Origin of the sequence: Sphingosinicella sp. CPCC 101087, assembly GCF_004151485.1 — a bacterium.
In the GTDB taxonomy this organism is placed as follows: domain Bacteria; phylum Pseudomonadota; class Alphaproteobacteria; order Sphingomonadales; family Sphingomonadaceae; genus Allosphingosinicella.
In genome coordinates, this window is the sequence record NZ_SBFF01000003.1 from 405,663 (window position 1) to 425,972 (window position 20,310).

The 20,310-nt window shown below is 67.2% G+C and carries 19 protein-coding genes and 1 riboswitch; of the genes, 12 read left to right on the top strand and 7 right to left on the bottom strand.

Going from position 1 to position 20,310, the window contains the following annotated elements; translation table 11 throughout:
* Positions 1–103 precede the first annotated feature (103 nt).
* The 6 genes from EKM57_RS07150 to EKM57_RS07175 all read left to right on the top strand — a co-directional run bounded on the left by EKM57_RS07150 (position 104) and on the right by EKM57_RS07175 (position 4,993).
* Positions 104–1,027, top strand: a complete 924-nt coding sequence (locus tag EKM57_RS07150; RefSeq protein ID WP_129791776.1) for a dihydrodipicolinate synthase family protein — start codon at positions 104–106, stop codon at positions 1,025–1,027.
* 3 nt (positions 1,028–1,030) lie between these two features.
* Positions 1,031–2,218, top strand: coding sequence for an FAD-binding oxidoreductase (locus tag EKM57_RS07155; RefSeq protein WP_129791777.1), 1,188 nt, complete (start codon positions 1,031–1,033; stop codon positions 2,216–2,218).
* A gap of 1 nt (position 2,219) precedes the next feature.
* Positions 2,220–2,516 carry a 2Fe-2S iron-sulfur cluster-binding protein gene (locus tag EKM57_RS07160; RefSeq protein ID WP_129791778.1) on the top strand — a complete coding sequence of 99 codons (297 nt, stop codon included), beginning with the start codon at positions 2,220–2,222 and terminating at the stop codon, positions 2,514–2,516.
* Entirely contained in the window at positions 2,509–3,897 is a 1,389-nt protein-coding gene (locus EKM57_RS07165; RefSeq protein WP_129791779.1) for an NAD(P)/FAD-dependent oxidoreductase, read from the top strand. Before EKM57_RS07160 ends, EKM57_RS07165 begins: the two co-directional genes overlap by 8 nt.
* A 139-nt stretch (positions 3,898–4,036) precedes the next feature.
* Entirely contained in the window at positions 4,037–4,531 is a 495-nt protein-coding gene (locus tag EKM57_RS07170; RefSeq protein WP_129791780.1) for a VOC family protein, read from the top strand.
* Between the two features lie 12 nt (positions 4,532–4,543).
* Positions 4,544–4,993, top strand: a complete 450-nt coding sequence (locus tag EKM57_RS07175) for a RidA family protein (protein ID WP_129791781.1) — start codon at positions 4,544–4,546, stop codon at positions 4,991–4,993.
* On the opposite strand, the gene EKM57_RS07180 is transcribed toward EKM57_RS07175, so the two are convergent.
* A complete protein-coding gene (locus EKM57_RS07180) occupies positions 4,994–5,644 on the bottom strand; it encodes a GntR family transcriptional regulator (RefSeq protein WP_165357234.1) in 651 nt (216 codons plus the stop codon).
* A 66-nt stretch (positions 5,645–5,710) separates the two neighbouring features.
* Between EKM57_RS07180 and EKM57_RS07185 the strand changes: the two genes are divergently transcribed.
* On the top strand, positions 5,711–6,181 hold the full coding sequence (locus EKM57_RS07185; protein WP_129791783.1) for an OsmC family protein: 471 nt from the start codon (positions 5,711–5,713) through the stop codon (positions 6,179–6,181).
* 85 nt (positions 6,182–6,266) lie between these two features.
* On the opposite strand, the gene EKM57_RS07190 is transcribed toward EKM57_RS07185, so the two are convergent.
* From EKM57_RS07190 to EKM57_RS07205, 4 genes are all read right to left on the bottom strand, one after another.
* Positions 6,267–7,886: an ABC-F family ATP-binding cassette domain-containing protein gene (locus tag EKM57_RS07190; RefSeq protein WP_129791784.1), complete on the bottom strand. Its 1,620-nt coding sequence runs from the start codon at positions 7,884–7,886 to the stop codon at positions 6,267–6,269.
* A gap of 163 nt (positions 7,887–8,049) precedes the next feature.
* Positions 8,050–9,258 carry an amidohydrolase family protein gene (locus EKM57_RS07195; RefSeq protein ID WP_206185331.1) on the bottom strand — a complete coding sequence of 403 codons (1,209 nt, stop codon included), beginning with the start codon at positions 9,256–9,258 and terminating at the stop codon, positions 8,050–8,052.
* A 280-nt stretch (positions 9,259–9,538) separates the two neighbouring features.
* The gene (locus EKM57_RS07200; RefSeq protein WP_129791786.1) at positions 9,539–10,471 is read right to left on the bottom strand and encodes a PD40 domain-containing protein; all 933 of its coding nucleotides are present in this window, start codon (positions 10,469–10,471) and stop codon (positions 9,539–9,541) included.
* Complete coding sequence (locus EKM57_RS07205) at positions 10,468–11,487, bottom strand: arginase family protein (RefSeq protein ID WP_129791787.1); 1,020 nt, start codon at positions 11,485–11,487, stop codon at positions 10,468–10,470. Before EKM57_RS07205 ends, EKM57_RS07200 begins: the two co-directional genes overlap by 4 nt.
* A 92-nt stretch (positions 11,488–11,579) precedes the next feature.
* Between EKM57_RS07205 and EKM57_RS07210 the strand changes: the two genes are divergently transcribed.
* Positions 11,580–12,461 (top strand): LysR family transcriptional regulator, encoded by an 882-nt coding sequence (locus tag EKM57_RS07210; protein WP_129791788.1) that lies wholly within the window; start codon positions 11,580–11,582, stop codon positions 12,459–12,461.
* Positions 12,462–12,535: 74 nt separating this feature from the next.
* Here the strand turns inward: EKM57_RS07210 and EKM57_RS07215 are convergent, their stop codons facing one another.
* Positions 12,536–12,979, bottom strand: a complete 444-nt coding sequence (locus EKM57_RS07215; RefSeq protein ID WP_165357238.1) for a response regulator — start codon at positions 12,977–12,979, stop codon at positions 12,536–12,538.
* A gap of 306 nt (positions 12,980–13,285) precedes the next feature.
* Between EKM57_RS07215 and EKM57_RS07220 the strand changes: the two genes are divergently transcribed.
* Together EKM57_RS07220 and EKM57_RS21800 are read left to right on the top strand one after the other, a co-directional pair.
* Entirely contained in the window at positions 13,286–13,885 is a 600-nt protein-coding gene (locus tag EKM57_RS07220; protein WP_129791790.1) for an ATP-dependent Clp protease proteolytic subunit, read from the top strand.
* Between the two features lie 138 nt (positions 13,886–14,023).
* Entirely contained in the window at positions 14,024–14,200 is a 177-nt protein-coding gene (locus EKM57_RS21800; RefSeq protein WP_165357240.1) for a hypothetical protein, read from the top strand.
* A gap of 50 nt (positions 14,201–14,250) precedes the next feature.
* Here the strand turns inward: EKM57_RS21800 and EKM57_RS07225 are convergent, their stop codons facing one another.
* On the bottom strand, positions 14,251–14,646 hold the full coding sequence (locus tag EKM57_RS07225; RefSeq protein WP_129791791.1) for a hypothetical protein: 396 nt from the start codon (positions 14,644–14,646) through the stop codon (positions 14,251–14,253).
* Between the two features lie 743 nt (positions 14,647–15,389).
* A riboswitch (cyclic di-GMP riboswitch) is annotated at positions 15,390–15,467 on the top strand.
* A gap of 12 nt (positions 15,468–15,479) precedes the next feature.
* Between EKM57_RS07225 and EKM57_RS07230 the strand changes: the two genes are divergently transcribed.
* Both EKM57_RS07230 and EKM57_RS07235 read left to right on the top strand, forming a co-directional pair.
* A complete protein-coding gene (locus EKM57_RS07230) occupies positions 15,480–16,049 on the top strand; it encodes a hypothetical protein (RefSeq protein ID WP_129791792.1) in 570 nt (189 codons plus the stop codon).
* Positions 16,050–16,217: 168 nt separating this feature from the next.
* On the top strand, positions 16,218–20,310 hold a 4,093-nt coding region (locus EKM57_RS07235), incomplete at its 3' end, for an S-layer family protein (RefSeq protein ID WP_206185332.1).

Genomic DNA, 20,310 nt, shown 5'->3' on the forward strand with positions numbered 1-20,310 from the left:
TGATTTGGGCGATCCGTTGCCCCTTGTGCGTCAGGCCGAAGCCAGCGACAGGTTTGCGATGTATGTCGTGGTCTTTATTCAAGTTGAGTTGGGGGGCGGATAGTTGAGTGAGCAAAGGGCGAAGGTCGACTGGCGTGGATACATTCCCGCCATCACGACGCCGTTCGGGGCGGACGAGGAACTGGATCTTTCGGGATTGGGCAGGCTGCTCGAATGGCTTCACGGCGAAGGCATGCACGGCCTCATCATAGCCGGGACGACGGGTGAGTGGACCAGCCTTTCCGCTTCGGAGCGCAAGCAGCTCTTTCAGGCGGTGGGAAGCCAGATGGGCGGGAAGCTTCCGCTCATCGCCGGGGCGACGGCCTATACCCCCGGCGCGGTGCTGGACTTCGCGACAGCGGCCGCCGAATACAGGTTCGACGGCGTGCTTGTCACGCCGCCGCCTTACTGTCGTCCCAATGACGAGGAGATCGTCGGATTCTTTTCGGAGGTCGCCGAGAGCTCACCGCTGCCGGTCTGCGTGTACAATTGGCCGCCCGGCACCGGGATAGACATGTCCGTCCGTCTCCTCGAGCGGCTGGCTGAGCTCGAGAATGTGGTTGCGATCAAGCAGTCGACGAGCAATCTGCGTGCCTTTATGCAGACCTTCTTCGCCCTCTCGGACCGGGTTCGCATCTTCGGTCATTCGATGGACGATCACGGGCTCGCCGTGCTTCGCTCGTGCGGCGGCGACGGGACGATGGGCGCGGGTGCGGTGCTGGGACGCGTCCAGCCGGATTTCTACAATCATCTGTGGGCGGGCGATTTCGAGGCGGCGCGGGCTTGCGGCAAGAAGGACCGCGTGCTGATGGATGAATGGTATACCGAGGATCTCGTCGGTCGCTTCGGTTCCGGCCCGGCTATCATGAAGGCCGCCCTGAATGTTCGCGGGCTTCCTGGAGGCCGCGTGCGCCGGCCGCTGCGGGACGTTTCGCCGCAGCATGTCGAGCGAATCGAGGAGACGCTTCGCTCGCTCGGGTGCCTGTAGGGCGTGGACAGATTCGATGCGTTGATCATCGGAGGCGGGCTGCTCGGCTGCGCGACGGCCTTTCATCTCGCTTCCATCGGCGCGTCCGTTCTGCTCGTCGAGCAGGGAGAATTGAACTCGGGCGCCTCCGGCCAGAATGCCGGATCGCTGCATTTCCAGATGGAGCGTCGCTTCCTGGAGAACGGCGACGCGCTGGCGGATCAGGCGGCGGCGATCGTCGCGCTCAACCGGTCGGCGATCGAGGAGTGGCGAACGCTGGAGGCGTTGCTGGGATGCGATCTTCATGTCTCGATGCGCGGAGGGCTGATGGTTGCGGAAACCCCGGAGGAGCTCCTGCTCCTGGAGCGCAAGGCCGCACTCGAGGCCAGGTACGGGCTCGATGCCCGAATTGTCGATGGGGCTGAGGCGCGAGCGCTCTGCCCCTCGCTTTCGACCACGGTCATCGCCGCAAGCTATCTGCCCGAGGAAGGGCACGCGGATCCGCGTGCCGTGACTCCGGCCTTCGCGCGCGCGGCGGCGGCGCGGGGCGCGATCCTGCGCCCGCGAACGAGCCTTGTCGGGGTCGAACGGGAGGCGAAGGGCTTTACCGTCGAGCTGGATTCGGCGGAAGGGCGGGAGAAGATCCGGGCCGGAAGCCTGCTGCTGGCTGCCGGAGCCTGTACCGGCAATCTGGCGGCTCTGGTGAACGTCCATCTTCCCGTCTATCCGGTGGCGCTGCTGATGAGCGCTACCGAGCGGACCGGGCGCGAGATCGCCCAGCTGATCCAGCACGTCGGCCACCGCCTCTCCATGAAGCGTGCGCACGCGGGAAACATCCTGATCGGCGGAGGCTGGCCTTCCCGGCTGGCAAGCGCCGCCGGCGGCGGGTTCGATCTCTCCCGCCGGGCGACGGTGATCGCCGATTCGCTGGTGCAGAATTTGAGGCTGGCGGTGCGGACCGTTCCTTTGGTGCGAGAGCTCAATCTTATCCGCAGCTGGACCGGCGTGACGGCGATCACCGCCGATCAGCTGCCCCTGGCCGGCGCGGTTCCCCAGGTGCCCGGGCTGTTCGTCGCGGCGGGCGGCTCCGCCTTCACGCTGGGGCCGACCCTGGCACGCCTCCTCGCCGGCGCGATGGGCGGTAGGCCGGACGATCGTCTGGCCTTCCTGTCTCCTGCTCGGTTCAACCATCTCAACAGCTTCATGGGCTAGCATGCGTTCCAGCCGCCACTTTCGTCGGCCGGGCGAGGTCGCAATCACCGTCGATGGCCGGCTGGTGCACGGATTTCCCGGCGAAAGCCTCGCGACGCTGTTGCTGGCGGCGGGTCTCGATGTCTTCAGGATCGGCGCGGAAGGGAAGCCCCGCGGCCTTTACTGCAACATGGGCAGCTGCTCGGAATGCATGGTCGATCTCGTCCTGGAGGACGGGCGCAGGCGGCCGATGCGGGCCTGCCTGGTGACGATCGGCGACGCGATGGTGGTCGAGAGACGGGCCGGGTCCGATGGCTGAATGCGCGCCGTATGACGTCCTGATCGTCGGAGGCGGACCCGCAGGACAGGCGGCGGCTCTTCGGCTCCATGGCGCGGGATTGAAGATCGGGGTTGTCGACGAACAGCCGCGTCCGGGCGGCCAGATTCTCCGGCAGCCGCCGGCCACTTTCGTCGCGGCGGACTGGATGGAGGAACGCAGCTACCGGCCGCTGAAGCGCCAGCTCGGGAGGTTCGAGGCTGCGCCGGATGTCGAGTGGCTTGGGGGGAGCTCCGTCCTGGGGATCGAGCCGGGGTCCGCCCCGGGCGTCCACGGGCTGACCGTCGCCACGCCTGAAGGGGCGACCGGGATTCGCACCCGCCGGCTCCTGGTGGCGACGGGCTGCTATGACATGCCGCTCCCCCTGGCCGGCTGGACCCTGCCCGGCCTGTTCACCACGGGAGGTCTGCAGGCTTTCGTCAAGAGCCAGGGCTTCGTCCCGGGGCAGCGGATCGTGCTGGTGGGAACGCATCCGCTCCAGCTGCTCGTGGCCCGGCAGGTCCTGCAGGCGGGCGGCAGGGTCGAGCGCGTCGTCTTCGTCCAGCCCAGGTCCGCATTGCTCCGGCCCTTCCTGCGGCGCGCCGGTGGCGGGTTGGTTGGAGGGAACGCACTCCTTGCGGCGGCACGCGCGTGGCGCGACCTCGGCGCTGCCGGGACGAAGGTGGCGTTCGGTCTCAAGCCGGTGCGGGTGGCGGGCGAGCAGCATGTATCCGGCCTCGTCTTGGCCCGGTCCGACGGAACGGAGGAGCATCTTGAGTGCGACGCGGTCGGCCTGTGCTTCGGTTTCCTGCCGCAGTCGGACCTGCCACGCATGGCGGGCCTGGCGATGGAGCGGCAGGGGCGCCTGCGCGCATTCTCGGCGCGGCACGACGAGTGGATGGAGTCCGATGTCGCCGGCATCTTCGTTGCGGGAGAGACGACCGGCGTGGCCGGAGCGGATGCCGCCTGCGTAAAGGGCGCCCTCGCAGGCCTGGGCATGCTGCATAGCCTCGGCAGGATTTCCGAACCCTCGGCTCGAAAGGAAGCCGCGCCGTTGCGCAGGCGGCTGGCGCGGCTTCTCGCTTTCGCCGATCTTCTGGATCGGGTGGCCGATCCCTCCGGCTGCTATCCCGAAGTCGACGACCAGACGATCCTGTGCCGCTGCGAGGACGTGACCTATGGAAGCGTCCGGGCGGCCTTGGGGACCTGCGGATCGGCCAACGCGGTCAAGCTGCTCACGCGGTGCGGAATGGGACCGTGCCAGGGGAGAAATTGCGAGTTCTCCCTGCTCAGGCTGATGCATGGCCCTAGCCGGTGCGAAGATGCGGGCTTCACCGTGCGCTTCCCGGTTCGACCGGTCCCGATCGGCGACCTCACCGGATGAATCCGGCGCGCGACGAGCCTGGGACCGATGGGGGCACACCTTGCGCCAGACGCAACGATGTGGGGGCGCCGCTAATCTTGCCTATCGCCGCCTTCGCGATCCACTATCCACGCCACGAACGGTTGCCGGAGGATATCTGATGGCGGGTGGAGACATTGAAGCACGGCCCCGGATCGTCGCGGTTGACCACGTCTCGTGGACCGTGCCCGACCTGGAGGAGGCCCTTTCCTTCTACCGGGACGTGCTCGGAGGCGAGGAGCTCTTTCGGATGGGACCGTTGGACGCCGCGGACCTTCCGAGCGACGCCTCGGGCAGGGACTGGATGGAGACGCATGTCGGTGTGGCGGGCGCGCGGCTGAGCCTGGTCATGCTCAAGCTTGCCGACAATCTGAACCTGCAGCTCGTCCAGTATGACAAGCCCGGCAACCGAAGGCAGGATCTTCCTCGCAATTGCGATCGGGGCGGCCATCACCTCGCGCTCAAGGTCGATGATGTCGAGAAGGCCGGGGCCTGGCTGGCGCAGCATGGCTGCAAGACACTCGAGGTGATCGCGATCGAAGAGGGCCCGCTGGCAGGGAAGAAGAATCTCTACGTGCTGGACCCCTTCGGTCATCAGCTCGAACTGGTCGATTGATGGAGAGCGGACATGAGTGCTGAAAGAATCAACCCGGACACCCTCTATGACAGTCTCGCTTACGGCTTCTCGCACGCTGCCGTCGAGACGGACGGCCGAACCGTCCACTTCGCCGGCCAGGTCGCCTGGGACAAGGCATGCCGTGTGGTGGGCGAGGGCGATCACGGCGCGCAGGCGCGTCAGGCGCTTGCCAACCTCCAGGCCGCGCTCGAAGCGGTCGGCGGGTCGCCGGCGGACATCGTCCGTCTGCGCACCTACGTGGTCGACCATTCGCCCGACAAGCTTGGGCCGATATTGGGCGCGATCGGCAGCTTCTACGGCGATGCCGTGCCGGCCCCGAACACCTTCATTGGCGTTGCCGCACTGGCACTGCCCGAATTTCTCGTCGAGATCGAGGCGACGGCAAGCCTCCCGGCCAAGGACGGGTTGAGGGACGAAACCGCTCCCCGGAAATCCGGCTGATCAAGCTTCCCGGCTATGGGATTGTTCGGGCCCTGCGCTCGGTTTCATGGCCGAGAGGAGACGCCGGCCCGCTTCGCGGATATGTTCTGAAAGCATCTCCCGCGCCGACTCCGCATCCCTTCTCCTGAAGGCGTCGAACATTTTCTCATGATGATCCAGCCACTGCGCCGGGTCTCGGTTGAGTTCCCCATAGCTGTGGACATGTAGTTCGCACAGGTTCCTCAACTCGCGAACGATGTCGATTTGCTTCCTTCGATTGGCGATCTTGTATATCGCCAGGTGGAAGGACCAGTCGCCTTTTTGCCATCCGGGGCGCCCGGCTTCCAGGCTCGACCTGCGCAGGGCATATTCGACGTCGTCATGGTCCGACGGCTGCGCACGAAGCGTCGCGCGGACGATGAGGTCGCATTCGAGCAACTCCCTCAAGTCGAATATCTCCTGGAGGGCGGGAGCGTCCAGCTGGATGACCCGTGCGCCCTTGTTGGGGAGGACGGTCACGAGGCCGTCGACGGCGAGCGCCTGCAACGCGTCCCGAACCGGAATCCGGCTGACGCCGAAACGCTCCGCAAGGGCGGTTTGCGACAGCAGCGTACCGGGGCCGATCTGCCCGGACAGGATTTCGTGCCTGAGCGTCTCGAAGGGCGTCGCCATATTGCGCCTCACCTGCCTTGATGTATACATGTATACATTAACTAGGGCTCAAGCAAGGGTACACAGGTGGGACACGACTATGGCTCTCGCATCGTCTGGACGGGCAACAAGGGGCAGGGGACCGCGCATTATCGCGCCTACGACCGGACCTGGGACATCGCCGTTCCCGGCAAGCCGGCCATTCACTGCTCGAACGATCCGCTGCTCGGGGGTGATCCGACGAAGATGAACCCGGAGGATCTCCTGCTATCCGCTTTGGCCGCCTGCCACATGCTATGGTATCTCCACTTTGCGGCAGAGGCGGGTATCACCGTCCTCTCCTACGAGGATTCGCCGATCGGGCATGGCGAGGTCGATCCGAGCGGCGCTGGGCGCTTCCTCGGCGCAACGCTGCGTCCCCTGATCGTCGTGGCGAGGGATTCCGATCTGAAGCTTGCCGAAAGCCTGCACCACCGCGTGCCGAACGTCTGCTTCATCGCCCGGTCCGTAAGCTTTCCCGTGCGGCACGAACCCGTCATCGCGCATCAAACGCAATGATCGAGTTCCACGCCTTCGGACATTTCCGGCGCAACCGGCCGGCGCGGCACGGCATCTGCCCGTGCAGATAGCCGGTCACGCCTGATCAGCTTCGAATGTCTCCGGCCTGGAAGGCAGGCTTGGCGGTCGGAAGCGTGAGCCGGCGATCCAGCCTCAAGGCCTCGAGGAAGGCGGCATCGTGGCTCGCGACGAGCAATGCGCCGTCATAGCTTTGCAGGCCGGCTTCGATCGCCTGGACGGATTCGAGATCGAGGTGGTTGGTGGGCTCGTCCAGGATCAGAAGCTGGGGCGATTCTTCCCCGCCCAAAACGCAGGCCAAGGCTGCGCGCAGCATTTGCCCGCCGCTGAGGGTGCCCGCGGTCTGAAGGGCGGCGTCGGCGCGAAACGCGAACCGGGCGAGCGCGGCCCGACAGGCATTCTCCGTCGACCCGGCGTTCATTCGCAGGAAGTTGTCCCGAATGGTGAGGACCGGGTCCAGGACGGCGGCCTTCTGGTCGAGCATCACCGCCTTTACGAACAGTCGTACGTCGCCTGACCAGGGCCGGAGATCGCCTGTCAGCAGCTGGAGAAGCGTGGTCTTGCCGGACCCGTTCGGTCCCGCCACCGCGATCCGCTCCGGCCCGGTCACGGTAAAGGAGAGGTCCTCGATCACGGGGGCCTCCGGTCCATGGCCGGCGGTCACATGGTCGAGAATGAGGACGGTCTTCCCGACCGGCAGGCCCGTGGGCGGAAGGGACAGAGCGATGGGTTGCAGCATTTCGACACGTTCGCGCGCCGCCGCCAGGCTTTCCGCGGCATTCGCCCGCTGCCGCTCGGCCAGCCGAGCATGGCTCCCGCTCGTGCCTTGCGCGCGGTTCTTGCGCGCGCCGAGCAGGACCTTGGGCATGTCGCCCTTCGAGGCCTTTCGGCGACCGCCGGCATCGCGGCGCTGCTGGCGCTCGGCATTCGCCTGGGCGCTCTGCCGGACCTCGGCCATCCGCCTGTCGGCTTCGGCAAGCTCGCGCTCCGCAGCGGCAAGCTCCAGTGCCTTGCGCTCGCGGTAGGCGGAATAGTTGCCGCCGTAGCGGGTGGCGCCGATGCCGGTCAGCTCCACGATGGCATCCATTTCCTCGAGCAGCTTGCGGTCGTGGCTGACGACGATGGCGCCCTTGCGCCAGCTCGCCACAAGCGCGCGGACGACTTCGCGCCCGTCTTGGTCGAGATTGTTCGTAGGCTCGTCGAGCAGGAGGAAGTCGGGATCGCGGAAAAGGGCGCCGGCAAGGGCGGCGCGGGTGCGCTGGCCACCCGAAAGACGGATGAGGGGCGTGTCGGCTTCGGCAGCGAGGCCGACGCTTTCCAGGGCGGTCCGAACGCGCTCCTCCAGCATCCAGTCTGCTTCCGCATATTCCTCCAGCGTCGCCTTTCCTTCCTCCGCTCGGCGAAGCACGGCCATCGCCGTCGCGATCCCGAATAGGTCGGCGACCGTTTCCCGAGCGCCGACCTGAAGCGTCTGGCGCACGATCGCCACCGTGCCGGTGCGGGAGATGGAGCCCTTCGCCGGCATGAGCTCTCCCGCGACCATCCTCAGGAGGGTCGTCTTGCCGGTCCCGTTGCGGCCGACCAGCCCCGTTCGGCCATATCCGAGGCTGAGATCGAGGCCTGAGAATATCCGACGCCCCTCCGGCGTCTGCCAGGTGACGTTTGCGACAGTGATGGCGGGAGACATGGAACGGCTTTCGCTCGAGACACGAGGGCAAGGATGGTGATCAGCCCTGGTGGTTCATGCCTGCCTCTCCTCCGCGGATCCGTGGCGTCGAGCTCGCGCCTATCGCTCGAAACGGCGCCGGAGGGAAGCAGGGCGTGCGACGTCGACTAGGCGTTCCCCCCGACTAGGATGGGTCCAGGTCGGACGTGCGCTGGTAGATCCGCCGCCCCGCGCGGTAGGTGGCCCGGACGTCGCTGAAGGCTCTCACGTCCTTCTCCGGATCGCCGTCCAGCAGCACGACGTCCGCATCGTGGCCGGCCGCCAGTCGCCCCTGCCGCTCGGGCGATCCGAAAATCTGTACGGGATGGTCCGTCAGCGCCGCGATGATGTCGCGCGCCGACATGCCCGCCGCAGCCATTTCGACATATTCGTCGGTCGGGTCGAAATCGGTCATGTACCCGACATCCGTTCCGAACAGGATCCGGCCGCCCGCCAGACGGAATGCCGCCACCTGCTGCCGGGAAACTTCTGCGAAACGCTGCGCTCTTCCGGGGTCGTTCTCCTTGGCCGATTCATAGGCCCAGAGCTTCAATGTCGGGACCAGCGAAAGTCCGGCGCGCACGATCCGTTCCGCGAAGGTCGTGTCCCAGGGCCCGCCGATCGGCGCCGTGTGCAGCAATATGTCGGCTCCGCCCTCGATAGCGAGTTCGACTCCGCGGCGGTTGGTGGGATGGACAAGCACTTGCACGCCGGCGGCATGCGCCGCTTCGGCCGCCGCCCGGATCGTTTCCGCCGGAATCGACGGAAACGGCTGCTCCCGGGTGAGCGAGACGCTCATCAGCTTGACGGCGCCGGCGCCGGCGCGGATCGCCTCGGCGGCGACGCTGCGGGCCTGGGCGGGTCCGTGGAGCTCCGGAAGCTTCGCATCGGTGATGTAATAGGGCGTCCCATTGGCGCCGACATGGGCGTTTCCTGCGCTGATGATGCTCGGCCCCGGAACCTCACCCGAGGCGATGCGCCGCTTCAGCGCGAGGGTGTTGGAGAGATCCGATCCGGTATCCACGACGTGCGCGAAACCGTAGCCGGTGAGCATCTCGCCGAGCTGCGCGGTCAGGCGGTCCGCCGGCAGCTGTCCGGCGTTCCGCCATTCGGGCGCCATGAAATGCACATGGCTGTTCCAGAAGGCGGGCAGCAACGTTCCGCCGGCACAGTCGATCCGGTCCGCCGCAGCCGGCACCTCCACCTCGCGCGCGCTCCCGACGGCCTCGATCCGGGCACCGCGGATCACCAGGATCCCGTCCTCGATCGCCGGTCCGGCCGCGCTAGGCACGATCCGGCAGCCGACGAAGGCGGTCACCGTCTCGCCCGCTGCCGCGGCCGGCGTGGCGAACAAGAGCGCGCCGGCCAGGGAGGAAAGCAGCGCGGCGAATGCCCGCGATACGATGGATCTCGGATGCCGCCCTGAAAACGTCACTTCACCCCCCCCAGACATGGGCTGGAACGGGAGCATGCGTGCCTCATCCTTCTCGACCTCGTCCGACAGCCCGCAATCCCGCCTGCGCGAGGCGAAAGACCGCTTTCCGCTGCGCCGCTTGGGCCAGACTAGGATGCTCCGGCGCTGCCGTCGAGACGGGCACCGCTGGCGATTTCGACGGTGAGGAGCTTCGCGAATCTCAGCTCGGTTCGTCGCTCGTAGCGGCGGCGCCCGGGGAATCCTCCCGACATCCGGGCGGCCAGCGCTCGGTGGGCCGGTCCACGAGCGGAACCAGGAACATCTCTCCGGACCTGGCCGCGTGGGCCTGCGAGAAGAGCAGCCACTCGCCTCGCGGGGAGAGAAGTGGGCCCACTTGGAAGACGTCGAGCCGCCCCGCTACCCGGCCGGTCTCGACCCAGCCGCGGGGCCGGCGCTCGAACGTATAGAGATGGGAACGGTCGCCCCGGTCGGCGACGACCACGAGTCTGCTGCCGTCCTGCGAAATCTCGGCCTCATATTCGTTTGCGCCGGTGCTTACCGGCGGTCCGACATTTTCGACGCTCCATTCGCCCGGAGCCCTTTCGTCGGCCACATAGATGTCGCTCTGCCCGAAGCCGCCGGCGCGTGCCGATCCGAAATAGAGGCGCCCGCTGCCGTCGACCCGTGGCAGCAGCTCCGACGCGGGCGAATTGACCGGTTCGGGCAGGCGGACGGGCTCGGACCATGAGCCGTCTTGCCGGCGCTCGGCACGATAGATGTCGAAGTCCGCATTCGCGGGATCGTGGCGGGCCGAGACGAAGTAGATCCTGCCGCCGTCGGACGTGATGAAGGGATCTGCCTCGATCGTCGGGGCAGGCGCCGAGAAGGATGCCTCCTCCGGCGCCGACCACGCGCCGCGGTCGCATCGCGAGCGCATGATTCGCCAGCCGCGGAAGTTCGCGTCGGCCGCGACATAATAGATTTCGCGGCCGTCTGGCATGAACGCAGGGGAGGATTCATACCCTTCAGTCGAGATTGCATCCGGGGTCCAGGCCTCGGGGGCTCGTCCCGCGGCGCCGGCTTCGGTCGCCGCCAGCATTGCAGCCGCGGCGGCGATGCCCGCCAGCCGCTTTTCCATGTTCGCCGCCTTCATGCTCCCGTCCTTTGCCTCAGCGGCGCGAGGCCCTGCGTCAGCGACGCGACGATCGCCCGCGCATGCCGCCGATCGGGATCGAGGTCCGGATCGTAGATGCCGACGTTCATCCCGATCACCCGCTTCGAGGCGAGCAGGCCGGCGAGGAGCGTTGCGAGCTGGTGGAAGTCGAGGCCGGGGGATCCGGGAGAATCCACCGCCGGCATTACTCGCGCGTCGAGGACGTCGAGATCGAGGTGAAGCCAGAGGGGCCGCCCCGGATCCCCGCAGGACGAGAGCGCCCGTTCCACGCTCGTCCCGATTCCGGAGCGAAGCATCTCCCGGATCGGCATTCGGCGAATCTTGGTCTCCTCTATGTCCCGATAGGCATAATCCGGGTCGAGCTCGTCCCGTTCTCCGAGTTGGACCACGTTCCGGTCCTCGACGAGCGGCCTGCCGTCCCAGGAGGCGAGAAGGGGCTCGCCGCGGCCGGTCGCCAGCGCGAGATCCATTCCGGCCGCGGTGCCGAGGCGCGCCTGCGTGTCATAGTTTTCCGGATGGAAGAAGTCGCTGTGGCCGTCGATGTGGAGGAGCCCGACCGTGCCGGCCGCACGCGCGCCGAGGAGGCAGCCCAGGAGGATGCTGCAATCACCGCCGATCACGAGCGGAAAGGTGCCTCCGTCAAGGGCGTCGCGTACCGACGCCCCGAGCCGCTCGCTGAAGCGCCGCAGCTCGTTGCCGTTGCGAATGCGCGTGCCGTCTTGCGCCTCGAAACGGTAGGTCGGCCGCGGCAGGCGAACGGTGCTGGCGGGCATCAGCGCGGCGTGAAGGCCCTGCTCGCGCAGCGTCTCCGGCGCCCGCCACGTTCCGGGTTCGTGGCGCGGACGCGGCGGGCGCAGCCCGAGGTTGCAGGGGGCCTCGATGAGGCTGAGCCGTGGCGGATCGGCGTGGCCGCGCCCGTTGGCGGCGCAAAGCGTGGCAAGCCCCGCGAGAACGGTGCGTCGCCCGAGCGGCGGAAGAAGGTTGCCGTTGGACATGACCCGACGGTGCCCGGACCCGCCGCGAAGCCAAAACGAGGAAACTTAACGTCCACATGAAGCTGTGCTTCATATGGTCCATGAATCGCCGCATGCCCCCGCTCGAGTCTCTGCGCGTGTTCGAGGCGTGCGCACGCCATGGCAATTTTACGAAGGCGGCGTCTGAACTGGGGGTCACGCCGACGGCGGTAAGCCTGCGAATCCGCGACCTGGAGGGGGATCTCGGCTGCCGCCTGTTCCGCAGGAACGGCCCGCGCGTCGCGCTCACCGAGGCCGGAGCGGCGTTCGCCGGTCGCATCGGGCGCGCGCTCGAGGCGCTTCGCGCGGCGGTGGAGGACGTGCGCGACCAACCGGTCATCAGGGTCACCGCAGCGCCCACCTTTGCCGCCCGCTGGCTGGCGCCGCGGCTCGCTTCCTTTCGGCCTGCGGGCGGTTCGCAGGTCCGGCTCAGCGTCGCGACGGAGCTGGAGGAGAATGGCGCGTTCGATGTCGCTATCCGCAGCGGCGCCGGCCCCTGGCCCGGACTGCGTTCGCTCGCCAGCGTGCCCGTGGAGGGCGCGCCGATGTTGAGCGCCGGGCTTGCGGCCGGCGAACGCCTCCAAGCCCCGGAGGACTTGCTCCGCCTTCCGCTGCTTCCGGACGAGCGGTGGCCCGATTGGTTTGCTTGCGCGGGCGTGGACCACGCATCCGCCCGTTATGCGTCGGTGCAATATCCGACGCAGGAACTGGCGGCGGCGGCGGCCCTGGACGGAGCCGGCGTCGCTTTGCTTTCGCCGGCGCTGTTCGGCCCGCTCGTCTCGCAGGGCAGGCTGGCAATGCCGTTCGAGCAGGTCGTCCGGGGTCCCGGCGCCCATCATCTCCTCGTCGCCGAGGATCCGCCCGCCGCCGTTCGGGAATTTTGCGACTGGGTGGTGACCGAGCTGGTGCGCTGCGGCGCGGTTCGGGACGGCGGAGGTGCGGCATCGCGGGCGTGACGGCGGGCAGTCCTGCTGGTGCGGTGGCCGTCAGCGCGCCGGGCCGCACCCATGACTGGCGGGCCGATCGGGATCTATTCCGATGCCTGCGCCGCCCGATCTCCGGGTCCGGCGAGGACTGGCTGAGCCAGGCTCGCTCCGGCCCCGGGTTGCTCGCCGCGCTGGTACAGATCGGCCGAAGCCAGGGCGAGGGCTGCGCCGACCGCTTCGGGCGTGCACGGTTTGGAGATATGCGCCGCAGCGAGTTCGGGGATCGGAAAGGATGGCTCGAATCCGGAGACGAAGACGCAGCTTATTCCTCGGGGCTTGAGCTCCGCCGCGACCTGATAGCCCGAGTCGAGGCGGGCGAGGTGAATGTCGATGAGGGCGACCTGGACGTTCGCGTCCTTGGCGATGGTCAACGCCGATTGAAGATTATCGGCCAGGCCGACGACGTGGAAGCCGTCATGGAGATTCACCAGCTCCTTGAGAATCGAAGCGACGTTCGGATCGTCCTCGACGACGAGCACGTTCAGCATTCCCACCCTCCGCACGTGAGACGGGACGTCCAATATGTGTAGCCGGCAGCCTGCCGGCTCCACATCAGCGAGGGCGTTCGACGACATGCAGCGCCCACCCGCGGCCGAATACGGTCAGCAAGCTTGTATCACTGGCCGAGTCGAGACCGGATATTCCAGCATTCCGGGCCCAGATCAATCGGACGGGCAGCTTAGCCGTGGTCGTAGACCTTCCGGCATAGGCCTCGCCGAAAGCCGAAACGGAAGCCCCGCCGCACCTGACAGGTTGCCTCTTCATCCGGGTAAAGCCGCGACGATGGGGAAGGCATGGCCCAGGGCGAATTCGGATTATCAGGTGGCAGCGACGAGCGAGCGCCTCCGTGCCTGGCGTCGCCGATCATCTCGCTGGTCGGCCAGTTGAACGATCAATCCGCGAGATCTGTCATCGAACAGATCCGGAAGGCTGCCGACGGCGGCGGCGATGTCGCCATGGAAGTCACCACCTTGGGTGGCGATGCGGAAATGGCGCGGCGGATCGTGCTCGATCTCGACCGCGCCCGCTCGCAGATGGGGAGTCGGCGCTTGTCCTTCGTCGGCAAGACGGTCGTCTATTCCGCCGGAGTCACGATCATGTCCGCCTTTTCCAGCGCCGAGCGCTGGCTGACCCCGGACGCCATCCTGCTGATCCACTGCCGGCAACTCGACAAGACGGTCGAGGTTTCCGGCCCGATGCGCGCCAGCCTTGCCGAGGTCGAGGCCTTGGCCGCACAGATCAGGACCGGTCTCGCCCTGGAGGACGAGAATTTCCGCCGCCTCGCCGAAGGGAGCGACATCGGCGTGGACGAGCTGTGCGGGCGCGCGATCCACAATTGGTACATGACGGCCCAGGAGGCCGTCGACCGGCGGCTCGTGGCCGGCCTCGCCTGACGCTTCTGCGGGAATGGCTCGCGTGCGGCCGCAAGGACCCTCGCCCGAACCTGCACGCCGCTCACTCCGCCGATGGCGGGATGACTTTGGCATTGATCGAGGTTAAGGCGACGCTCAGGGGTTTACCGGAGAATCCGCATGTCCGACGCCGCTTATTGCCGGGCGCAGGCCGCGAAGTGCCGCCAGCTGGCTGAGGGGAGCACCGACCAGCAGACCGCGGCTAATCTCCTGATCCTCGCCGAAGATTATGAGAAGGAAGCGCTTCGTCTGGAGCGCGGCTCCGATCCGGAATTGCCGCTGCCATCGACGGAATGATGCGTCCTGGGGCCGTTGGATTTCACGACCCCTGCCGTCGGAATCGGACTCTAGCGCCCTCTCGGCTTGTTCGGCCCCCGGCCATCCCGTCCCGGCTTCTTCGTCCCGCTCCGGTCCGGCTTGCGCGGCCCCGCGCCCGGTCGTGGCCCGCGGGGCGGGGGTCGGCCCTCATGCCTGGGGGGCGGCGAGCGGGGGGCTTCGGCCCGGACCCCCGACACCGAATAGCCTTCCTTGTGCAGCTGCGTGAAGGCCGAGCGGACCGCGTCCGCGATCGTCGTCTGCAACTCCTTCGGCAGGTCCGCGAAAGTCGTGTTCGCATGGATGGCGTTGAGGTCGCGCAGCAAAGTGTTCGGTAATCCCTTGGACGCGGTCTTGAGAGCCATGATGGACTCGATGACGGCGGAAACCAGGATATCGTGCATCACGTCGGTTGCGGATCTGACCATCGCCGCACCCTAGCTAAGCGAACGCCGCTCGTCGCCTGCTTTTCGTCATTGCCGCCTGCGGCTGAGGAATGTCCGCTTGGCATCGCAAAAATCGTGCAGATCCTCGCGAAGAAGTCCACGTCGACCGATGCTGTCAACGGGTTCCGCAGCTCCGCGCACGGTAATAATCCATTCTGCGAGGAGCTTGCCCCGCCGGGGAGAGCTGCCGTGCGCGCCGGTCCCGAAGCTCGCAGTTGCCGCTGCCGTTCCGAAGGCGATGAACCTTGCCTCGGCCGGGAGCCATGTTCGACATTGTCGCCTGAAACATCTTCCACGCGGGCTCCAGGTCGGCCGCTGGGGCCGACCGCCGTTCTGAAAAATGTAAAATCATGTGAAGCCCTTGTGAAGTTAACACTTTCTTAACGAATTTCCACTCGTATATGATCAAACTGCAGGATTGCAAAATAAGCCCACAATTTCCGTCTCGGTAATCCGATGACGGCCAGTTGTCGTGGACAGACCCCAGTCGGCTGCAATCGATTGCTGTCTCTCGATAAGTAACTGCGGACTGAACAAACCTACCGTATTCATCCGATATTGCGCCGATATCTGATTGATCTAGGCTCATTAGAACAGAATCGGGTTGTCGCTCGATCTGTTCTTGAGGGTGGTTGCGTGGCAGGTCGATTAGGGCGGCGTAAGTTCGTCTCAGTCGACCAGCAAGGTTGGAATGACGATCTTGTGCAATGCCGAAGAAGCGACCTGGGGTGAAACGGCAAACTGTCGGTGACGGCAGGGCGCAAAGCTTCCGGTCTTGGAGACAAGATAGCGGGGCTGCCAAACGGGGAACTAGGGTGGGTACAATCATTGGTGGGACGCGCCTCTCGCGTTTCATGAAGGTTGCGATGGGCGCTGCGCTCGTCGCGGGCAGCACGCAGGCCGGCGCTCAGTCGGCCCAGCCTGCAGAGGCGCCGGCGCCGGTCGCCGACGCTTTTCGGGACCAGGCCGAACGGATTGGTGCGCGCCGCTGCGTCGAACTCTTCTCGGCGATGGGCAACACCGTGGCTCTCGGTGCGGAGCATGGCGTCCAGGCCCGGGCAGAACGCACGTCGCCCGACGAGCATGGCATTCAGGGCCTCGTCGGGATGACCTACAGCACGCCGGAGCATAGGGGTCAGGCGGCGGGCATCGTCCTTGCCGCGCCGATCGGCCAGGGCTGCGAGGGGCAGCTGGTTCGCGTGGCGCCTTTCCAGCGTTCGTGCCGGGACGTCGTCCCTCTGCTGCCGGCCGGCAGTAGCCAAGCCGGCATGCTGTCCGGCGTCCCGCTCTACGAGCTCGGCGGCAATCGGGGCCAGGCCCTGCTTGTCGCCGCGGGCGAAACCTGCGTCGCCGTAACGGTGGCTCAAGGCAGGGACGGCCGGTGAGCCGGTGAGGGCCGGGGACGGGCGCAAGCTCGTCGTCCCGGCCCTCCATCTTCAAATTTCGGGTCTTGGTGGTGGAGTGCGCTCGCGCGCCGACGTGCGGCGGGGGTTTGTCTGTGTTCGTTCGCCGACGGGTGAAGGCGCCGCGGCGGGTCAAAAGGGGAATAGGTCATGTTCGAAGTCCGGTCCGCTTCGCAGCAGCTTCGCCGCGAGGGTTTCGCCGATAACTGGGTCGTCGGTGTGCAAGGGGCGAGCTGGTCGGAGCGCCGCCGCCTGATGTCGGTTCTGCGCCGGGCCCATCGCGAGCTCGGGGTCGATCGCGAGGAGCTGGGTGTTGGCGCGCTGGGCTTCGGCGGATCCGCCGCTGCCGCGGCCGTGGCAGGTGCCGGCGTAGCCGAGGAAGGCCGCGACTGGCTCCCCACCGCCCGGACGGTCGGCCTGCACGCGGGCGTCGCGCTGCTCGCCTTGTCGATCCCGTTCGCGTCGCCGGCGCAGGCACAGACCGTGGACTGCACTGCAGCACCTTACAACAGGTACGCCACCACCGCATCGTGCATGGGCTATCAGGCCTCGGCCACGGGAGAGGGGGCAACTGCGCTCGGCTCCAGCGCGGTCGCCAATGCCAACGAGGCAGTGGCGATAGGATTCAACAGCCAGGCATTGGGCATTGCGTCCGTTGCACTTGGTCATGACACGCGCGCCTTCGGTGCAAGCACCGTTGTGGTCGGGCACGGCGCAGGCGTGGGTTCGACGATTGCCAGTTCCGGTTCCGTTGCGTTGGGCGTCGCGACCGGATCGTACGTAAGCGGTGCCCAGAATACCGCCATCGGTGGCGGCATTCCCAACGTCATGAGAGGTGCAGGGTCTCGCGTATCGGGATCGCGGAATGTCGCAATGGGGGCTGGCGATGGCGCCGTCGCGCTTGGCGACGGCTTCCAGGCCGCCGCAGGCTCCCTTGTATCGGGCAGTGACAACATCGCGATCGGCACCAATGCGGGCATTGGCGTAACGAGTAACGCGACGACTTCGATCGGTTACAACGCGATCGCGAGCGGCACCGACGATGTCGCTTTGGGCACGAACGCCACCGCGACCGGTTCCAACGGCAGCATGGCCCTCGGCTTGAACGCGACGGCCGCGCAGTTCAGCTCGATGGCTATCGGGCGCACGAGTGTTGCCAACGGGCAGAACGCACTCGCACATGGTGTGGGTGCTCAGGCCCTCGCCAACAACGCCTTGGCTGTCGGCACAAGCTCGGAGGCTTCGTTTCAGGCTGCCACGGCGATCGGTTTCGACGCTACCGCAGGGGCCGCGAACTCAGTGGCCATCGGTCTAGGGGCGACTGTTACGGGGGATGCGTCGCTGGCGATCGGCTACAACAGCGCCGTTTCCGACATCAATTCCATCGCGATCGGCAATTCGGCCAACGTCTCTGCGGCCAGCGCAGTCGCGCTCGGGATCTCGGCCAACGCTTCCGGAATCGCCGCGACGGCGCTTGGCCGCAGCGCCGCGGCGAGCGATTTGAACGCCGTTGCGCTCGGCAGGAACGCCGCCGCATCCGCTGTCAACGCGATTGCCGCGGGTACGGGCGCACTGGCCGACTCCGAAGACGCCGTGGCCATTGGCACCGGCTCGACCGCTACCGGCGGCAGGGCTGTGGCCGTCGGCGCGGGCAACCTGGCAAGCGGCAATGGCGCCGTGGCGATCGGCGATCCCAATACCGCGACCGGCGACGGCGCTATCGCCCAAGGCCTGGACAATACCGCTACGGGCAACGGTTCGGTGGCGATGGGCAACACCAACATGGTCGGCGGCGGGGGACAGGCGGTAACTGTCGCCGGCACGCCCGCTCAGGGTGCGGTCGGCATTGGCTACCAGAATATCGTCGTCGGCCAGGGCAGCGTCGCCCTTGGCAGCACCAGCCAGGCACTTGGTGCGGGCTCGATTGCGTTGGGCGATACGGCGGTTGCCAATAGCAGCGGCGACGTGGCGTTGGGGTCGGGTGCGCAGGCCACCGGCGGTGGAACATTGGATACGATGGCGATCGCCATCGGCGGCGGCCAAGCGACAAATGCGGGAGCTATCGCCATTGGTGACGCATTCGGAGGCGGTGCACAGGCCTCCGGCCGTGACTCCGTGGCGCTCGGTTCCGCCGCCCAGGCATTGGATCGGGCCGCAATCGCCATCGGATTGGCATCCACATCTCAGGCGGATGGCGCAATTGCAGTGGGTGGCAGTGCCACTTCGGCCGCTCAGGACTCTGTTGCGTTAGGTCGACAGTCGGTAGCGAACAATGCCGGCGACGTGGCGCTGGGCTCGGGCTCGGTGACGACGGCGCCGACGCCTACCGCCAGCACCGTCATCCGGGGCAGTACGTACAATTTCGCGGGCGCCGCGCCGACGAGCGTGGTGTCGGTGGGGGACGTGGGATCGGAGCGGCAGGTCCAGAATGTCGCGGCGGGGCGGATCAGCAGCACCTCGACCGACGCGATCAACGGCTCGCAGCTCTACGCGACGAACCAGGCGATCGACACGCTCGCGACCAGCATCGCGGGGGCGACGCCGCACTACTTCAGCGTCAACGACGGGGGCTTCCCAAGCGGCAACTACAACAACGACGGCGCGACGGGCGGCAGGGCGATCGCGGTCGGCATCAACGCAGGGTCGGCCGGGACGGACGGCCTCGCCCTGGGAACCAGCGCAAACGGAGCCCAGCAGAACGCCATTGCGATCGGCTTCGATGCGGAGGCGACCGCGATCAACTCCATCGTCCTCGGTGCGCGTACACTTCCGACAGCGGGTGCTACCGGCGAAAGCGCGATCGCGATCGGCACCGATGTGACGGCCTCGGCCGTCGACGCCATCAGTGTTGGGCGCCTGAGCACGGCGACGCAAATAAACGCAATCGCCATAGGGCGGGACGCCAATGCGAGCCACCGCCAGAGCGTTGCGATTGGCTATATGGCCGATGCGAGCGGCCTCGAAGGCACGGCCATTGGCTATGATGCCATTGCAGCAGGCGTCAACGCCACCGCGCTGGGCAATCAGGTGCACGCGCTGGCAGACGCCAGCATCGCCATCGGTTCCAGTGTTATCGGCGATATGGTCGATGCCGCTTCCGCCGGTGGTATCGCCATCGGGGCCAATACGACTGTCGCAAATGCTCCCAACGCCATCGCCTTCGGGCTCGCTGCGACCGCACAGGACGCCGCCTCCGGTATCGCCCTGGGCGACAGGGCGAGCGTGTCCGGTAGCAGCGCCGTCGCAATCGGCTCGTCTGCCGAGGCGACCGCGCAATGGGCGACGGCCATGGGCGTCGACTCATCGGCCGTGAGCCAGAGCGCCACTGCTGTGGGCGCATTTGCGAATGCCACCGCCGAAGGCGCAGTGGCGGTCGGCAACGGCTCGGGCTCCGGCTCGACGATCGCCAATGTCAGCTCCGTCGCCATGGGCACCGGAGCGGGCCAATTCGTCAGCGGCGCCCAGAACGTCGCCATCGGCGGCGGGCTCACCAACACCCAGAAGGGCGCGGGCGCCGGCGTGACGGGCACGCGGAACATCGCGCTGGGCAGCGGCGACGGCACCGTCACCTACGACGGCACCCAGGCGGCCTCCGCCGGCAACAATGTGTCCGGCAGCGACAATATCGCGCTCGGCACGAACGCTGGCATCGGCGTCGCCGCCAGCCGGACGACCTCAATCGGTCTCAATGCGATGGCCGACGCCGACGATGCCGTGGCACTCGGCACCAACGCGGTCGCCACCGGCGGCAAGGCGGTTTCGATCGGCTCGGGCAACACCGCTTATGGCGACGGCGCAGTCGCGATTGGCGATCCGAGCTATGCCAGCGGCACCGGCGCCTTCACCGGCGGCGCGGACAACATCGCCAATGCCGACGGCACGGCCACCGCCACTGCGGCGAACCAGGCGGCCGGCGCGGTCGCCATCGGCAACAGCAACGTGGCGGTCGGCCAGGGCTCGGTCGCGCTCGGCAACGACAGCAGTGCGCTGGCCGCCGGTGCGCTCGCCTTCGGTGACACGGCCGTAGCGAACAATGCCGGGGATGTCGCCCTGGGTTCGGGCTCGGTGACGACGGCGCCGACGCCGACTTCGGGCACCACGCTCGGAGGCACGGCCTACACCTTCGCCGGCGACGCGCCGACCAGCGTCGTCTCGGTCGGGGCCGCGGGCGCCGAGCGGCAGATCCAGAACGTCGCGGCCGGCCGGATCGCCGCCACGTCGACCGATGCGATCAACGGCTCCC